Below are 6,119 nucleotides of genomic sequence, written 5' to 3'. Positions count from 1 at the left end.
TCTCGGTTAAGTCTCATCGCTTGTCCTTTTCTTGGTCGAAAACGCAAGTTAGAAACCTAACCATCCCTAGAATTCACTTTCTAGGGATTTTTTTTGTTTTCAGCCTAGATCGGATTTACTTGACGATGAGAATCCGCGTGATTATTTTCACATCACGTAAACAATTCGCTTGACTTTTTTTGTTCAAAATCATATTTTTTCGTAAAAACAGGCTAAAAAAGCCTCTTTAGAGTCTCAACAAGGAGAAAATATGATGAAGAAGATGATGGCAGCAATCGCTTTTGCCTTGGCAGCACTTTTCATGGTGGGCTGCGCTAGCCAGACCCCCCAGGAAAAGGCTGTGAACCAGTTGCTCAAGATGCAGAACGTCAAGAAGGCCTACTGGAATGACGGCACTGCAGCAGGTCTCGGTATCGGTGAATCCGTTGACCAGCAGACTGCTATGGAAAAGGCTGACCAGAACGCACGAGTTGACCTGGCCAAGTCCATCGATTCCTACATCAAGGCTATGGTGAAGAACTTCAAGGAAGAAGTTGGCGACGAATTCGCAGAACACTTCGAAAGCACTTCCAAGAACAAGGTGAAGATCCACCTCAGCGGTGCTACCATGAACGATATGGAAATGGAATCTACCGCAGAAGGCAAGTTCCGTATCTATGGCGTTGTTTCCGTAAAGACCGATGTTGTGGACAACTACCTGAAGGAACTGACTGACGCAGGCAAGATCACCGGCGAAGCCGCAGACAAGATCCGCGCCAAGGCCAAGAAGGCCTACGAAGAAATGGAAAACGATCCGGACATGAAGTAACCCGAAATATCCAAGACATTCGTCGCAAGATACAGAAAAGTCCGCTTTTTCAAGCGGACTTTTCTGTTATATCCTGTAATAAAAACCAGATCCTAACGGTGTTCGTTGGTTGTCTGGTCAAGCCCGCGGAAGAAGGCAAGACCTTCATAATCCTTCTTCAGGGACTGAACTGTTTCCCCGATCATATAGAGACTGCCTGTAATCAGCACAGGGACTTCACCAGCTTCGGCCTGTACCAGATCCAGATACGACCTGCTTAATTCGCCTTCGCTTGCAACATTCAGACCAAGACCGGCAAGTAACCCCCGCAGGTCATCCAGCTCGCGGAATCTTGGATAAGGCGTTTTCGTGATGTGCCAATGGCTAACGTGAGGCGCCATCAGCTTCAGCATTTCCCCTACGTCCTTGTCCTTCAGAGCGCCAAATACGCAATGGAATTTCTGCTGGGGATAGTACTTATCCAGAGTTTCCACCAGGCGTTTCACCGCATGGGAATTGTGGGCGCCATCCAGAATGTAACGGACTTTTCCGGACGAATCCGCAAGAGTCTGCATGCGGCCAGCCCAACTGCGACTAGCCAACACGCGGATCGCCAGAGCATCATCGTAGGAGGGGCCAACAAACAGCTTTGCCACCACCAAGGAGAGGCTTGCATTTTCCACGTAGTGCTGCCCTAAATTGGGAAGTACAACGTCTTTACGGATTTCCGGAGTCACAAATGCCGCACCACGTTCTGCAGCAAATTGACGGGCTTCGGAAAGCAATTCCTGTGAAAGGCCGCCAACAACGAATGTCTTCCCAGTAAGAGAGCCTTCCCCAAGTACGGCCATCTTTTCTTTCAGGATGGCAGATTCCGTGGGGCCCAACACTTCCGTATGTTCCAGGCCAATGCTAGTAACAACGGCCACATCGCCATTTGCAACCGCAGTACTGTCCAGGCGGCCGCCCATCCCTGCTTCCAGTACGGCAACATCCACGCCGGAATTTGCATAATGGAGGAAAGCCACCAGAGTCAAGACTTCAAAGAACGTAGGTTCGATGGATGCGCCGGCGGAATTTACCTTGTGGGCGGCATCCTTCACCTGCAAAAGATAGCGGTCCAGATCCTCATCGGAAATAGGGACATCGTCTATACGGATTCGTTCACGCAGGCTTACCAGATGGGGGCTTGTGTAAAGGGCTGTCTTAAATCCATGGGCCTTTAAGATTCCGGACAGATAATAGCTGGTAGAGCCCTTTCCATTGGTTCCCACCACATGGATGGTCTTAAACTTTTCCTGAGGATTTCCAAGAGCTTCGCACAGCTTACGTGTAGATTCCAGCCCCGGCATCATCCCGAACATCAGTCGGGAATTCAAGTATTCCATTCCAGCGTTTTGCATAGTTTAAATGTAGCAATATTCAAAAAAATACTAGTTTTCACATACATCGTTTTATATATCAGGTCGGTCCATGAAACAACGTTTTTTCATAGTCCTAGCACTTTTGGTTTTATCTTTGGTCTGCTTCGCAAAAGTGGATCCCACAGCAGCACCCCAACACTACAATTATCGTGACGCCAGTAAGCAGATGCGTCGAGTGTACTACGGTGAACTGCAGGAAACCCTGTATTGCGGCTGCAGGTACGATGACAAGAAAAACGTGGACTTCAGCAGCTGTGACTTCAAGCCTAGGGAAAATCCCAACCGCAAAAGTTTCAAGCGGGCAGAGCGTATCGAGTGGGAGCACATGGTAACAGCCCACAATATGGGTCATTTTCTGTCATGCTGGAAAGACGGTGGCCGAAAGAACTGCAGCGCTAATGACACCACCTTCAAGATTATGGAAGGGGACATGCACAACCTGTACCCCGCTATCGGGGAAGTGAACGGAGACCGCAACAACTTTATGTACAGCCAATGGACCAACAATCCCGAGCCCATGTACGGCAATTGCAAGACTATCATCGACTTCAAGGGAAAAAAGGCTCAACCCCGCGAAGAAGCCAGAGGCATTGTCGCTCGCGCCAGTTTCTACATGGAAAAGACCTACGGAATCAAATTATCCAATCAGGACCGCAAACTTTTCGAAGCCTGGGACAAGATGTATCCCGTAACTGAGAAGGAATGCGAGAGAGATCGTCGCATTTTCAAGGTTCAGGGAGACCACAACCCTTTTGTGCACGACAAATGTAAGCAATAAGTTACACTTTCCCGACAGGATTTTTTTACATTTATTAATATTAGGTTAAGAGGTGTTTATGTCCCGCTTGATATTTTTAACGCTCATTTTTTCAGCATTTGCCTTTGCCCAGGTGGAATTCCCTCTAGGAGCAAAAGTCGTTAACGTCACAAAAGATCCTTATTTCGCAAAGGGTGATGGCAAGACGGACGATACGGAAGCTATCCAGAAGGCTCTGAACGACCATCCGGATGGAGACTACATCATCTACCTTCCCCATGGCATCTACAAGGTGAACGACCAGCTTTCCTGGCCGGAAACAGGAAAGCCCGCTACCAATTCCAGGCGAACCATTTTGCAGGGACAGAGCATTGGCGGAACGATTATCCAGCTGGCCGATAGCACCTACGGCTTTGACAACGTCGATTTCCCCAAGCCCGTAATCTTTACAGGTTCTGGTCCGGAGCCACGTATTCGCAACGCCATCCGTGATTTGACCATCCGTACAGGTAAGGGCAACCCCGGCGCCATCGGTATTCGATTCAACGCTTCCTACCAGGGTAATATCACCAACGTAAAGATTTACTCCGGTGACACCACCGGTATTTACGGTATCGATTTAGGCCATGACGACAACATCGGCCCCCTCCTTTTGAAAAATGTGGAAATCCGTGGTTTCAACACAGGTATTTACACCAAGGGCGAAAAGAATACCGTTACGATGGAATACGTGACCTTGAATGCCCAGACCAAGTACGGTCTGGAAAACGAGGACATGAACCTGACCATTCGAGCTCTCCGCTTCAAGGGAAAGGTTCCTGCAATTTATTCCCACGGCCAGAACGCCATCATGACATTGCTGGACGGCACCTTGGAGTACGACCCAGGTAAAGGCAATGCAAAACCCACTACCGCCATTGTCGTAGACCACCACATTTTCGCACGCGGCGTAAAGATTAGCAAGTATAAGACCAAGATTCGCTCCGCCATGAAGGGCGTAGGCGAAGACATTGGCGCTTCCGAAATTTTCGAATTTTCCACTCAGGAAAGTAAGCAACTTTGCCATAGTCCCAAGCAATCCATGCGAGTAGCTGTAGCGGAAACCCCTAACTTCGCAGAACAGAAGGCCGACAACTGGGTGACTGTCGCCGGTGACTACGGTGGAAAGGCGAATACAGGTTCCGATGACGCCAAGGCAATCCAGGAAGCGATCGATGATGGTGCAGAAACCATCTACTTCCCTCCCGGAGGTCGCTGGACCATTAACCGAGACATCTATATTCGCAATCGCGTTCGCCGCATTTTGGGTATTGAAGGTCGCATTGACGGTAAGGGCAAATTCATCGTAGAAAAGGGAGCCTTTAATGAACTGACCATCGAACGATTCTCCGAATTCGGAAGCGGCATTATTCAGAAGTCTACCCGCACCATCCTGCTGAAGAACATGATGGTCAAGTCCCTTGAAACAGACGAAGTAGGTACAGGCGACGTCTTCATGGAAGACGTATCTATCGGCACAATCCAGCTGAACTATCAGAAACTGTGGGGTCGTCAGGTAACCATGACTGGCGATACCAAGGGTCCAAAGATATCCAATAACGGTGGTACCATCTGGATTCTCGGTCTTACTGCCAAGGACGGTAACACTCTTCTCCACAACTTCAATAAGGCATCCGCAGAACTGTTGGGTGTAGAGGTGATCGCTAGCGACAAGGCGAAGGACCGTCCCCTGTTCATTAACGACAATTCCGGTCTTTCTGTTTCCGGTCTCCGAGAAACGCTTACCCGCGGTAATCCTTTCTACAAGATGGTGGAAGAATCCCGTCCGGCATCCAAGATTAAGGCACTGTTTGGTAAGGACCTGACCCAGCGTGAAGAAGGCGGATCCTTCCTGCCCCTCTTCGTAGGTTACGCCCCCAAGCAGGGCGCCAACGAGAAGCCAGTCGCTACTATTCCCGAAGAAATGCTTCTAGTCCAGCCCAACAAGCTTCACATCATCGGTTCCGTTGTTGATGATGGCCGCGGTGATGGTCTTTGCGAAGTTCCTGTAAAATGGAAGAAAGGTTCCGGTCCGGGTAAGGTGATCATTTCCGACTCTACCGAATATGAAACCGATATGACCTTTACCGCTAGTGGCCGTTACAACGTGATCTTTACTGGCGATGACGGTTACTCCACCGGCTCTGATACAAGCCGTATCTATGTGTTCGACAAGCGCTACACCACCATGGACCATACTGGAGACAACATTCCCAGTGGTAAGGGTGCGGCAACCTGGATTTCCGAATTCGACAATTACACGCCCCACAATACGGACCCCACACTGCAGCTTTCCAACAGAAGCGGATCTGCAGGCAAGATCTACTTGAAATTTGACTTGTCCGCACTGCCCGGTCCTCTCTTTGACGCTGCCCTGAAGTTGGAATTCGATCCGGATTCCGTAAAGAAGCCTATCCAGCTGAACATCTTCGGTCTAAAGGAAACCAACAAGGATATGAACTACGGCGACCAGAAGTTGGGCGTCGACTGGCCGGACTACGAATTGACTTGGGAAAATGCACCTGCAAACCTTCCCCAGCCTGGTGGACAGTTCAACATCCGTAAGAACTCCGGTGGTGGCGTAGACACCAAGTTCGCAGACTACCTGGGTATCATTACTTTGAATCCCAAGGCTCCTCTGGGAGCATTCCTCCGTACCCCCACCTTTACCGAATTCTTCAAGCGTAAGCACGCTTCCAAGTTGTACACATTGATTCTCACCGCCACAGACACTACGGAATCCTTCGTCATGTCCGGCAATACGGGCAAGCAACTGGCCCCCAGTCTGTTTGTAGGTTACTACGACAACAGCCGATCTGTGGGTGGTGAATCCATGGATGGCGGCTACACCCTTTCCAAGGTGAACGTGGACAAGTTCTCCCTGGATTGCGACTTTGATTTGACCGTCGGTTACCCCCAGTTCGTACAGATCGAAATTGTCAACGAATTTGGCAAGCGCATGCTTACGGTTGCCGCCCGTGAAATGGACGGCGAAAAGAAGATCAACTTCAAGTTCAAGGCAAAGGCCTTCCCCACAGGCAAGTACATCCTGAAAGTGAATGGAGAAGCCTTTAATGCCGAACAGAAATTCTACATCCTGAACTAGGAGACT

Annotated in this window: 4 protein-coding genes; 3 read left to right on the top strand and 1 reads right to left on the bottom strand. The window is 49.5% G+C overall.

All coding sequences use genetic code 11. The features are described 5' to 3' along the window. The first annotated feature begins 250 nt into the window (after positions 1-250). Positions 251-808 (top strand): hypothetical protein, encoded by a 558-nt coding sequence (locus BGX12_RS13455; RefSeq protein ID WP_233246403.1) that lies wholly within the window; start codon positions 251-253, stop codon positions 806-808. A gap of 92 nt (positions 809-900) precedes the next feature. On the opposite strand, the gene BGX12_RS13450 is transcribed toward BGX12_RS13455, so the two are convergent. Continuing rightward, complete coding sequence (locus BGX12_RS13450) at positions 901-2,190, bottom strand: folylpolyglutamate synthase/dihydrofolate synthase family protein (RefSeq protein ID WP_109736557.1); 1,290 nt, start codon at positions 2,188-2,190, stop codon at positions 901-903. A 103-nt stretch (positions 2,191-2,293) separates the two neighbouring features. On the opposite strand from BGX12_RS13450, the gene BGX12_RS13445 reads away from it, so the two are divergent. Together BGX12_RS13445 and BGX12_RS13440 are read left to right on the top strand one after the other, a co-directional pair. Continuing rightward, positions 2,294-2,989: an endonuclease gene (locus BGX12_RS13445; protein WP_233246402.1), complete on the top strand. Its 696-nt coding sequence runs from the start codon at positions 2,294-2,296 to the stop codon at positions 2,987-2,989. Positions 2,990-3,047: 58 nt separating this feature from the next. Beyond that, complete coding sequence (locus BGX12_RS13440) at positions 3,048-6,113, top strand: glycosyl hydrolase family 28-related protein (protein WP_109736555.1); 3,066 nt, start codon at positions 3,048-3,050, stop codon at positions 6,111-6,113. Positions 6,114-6,119 lie beyond the last annotated feature (6 nt).

Source organism: Fibrobacter sp. UWR4 (assembly GCF_003149045.1).
Classification (GTDB): Bacteria; Fibrobacterota; Fibrobacteria; order Fibrobacterales; family Fibrobacteraceae; genus Fibrobacter.
Note: the sequence above shows the minus strand (reverse complement) of the source record. Positions and strands in the feature narration are given on the sequence as shown.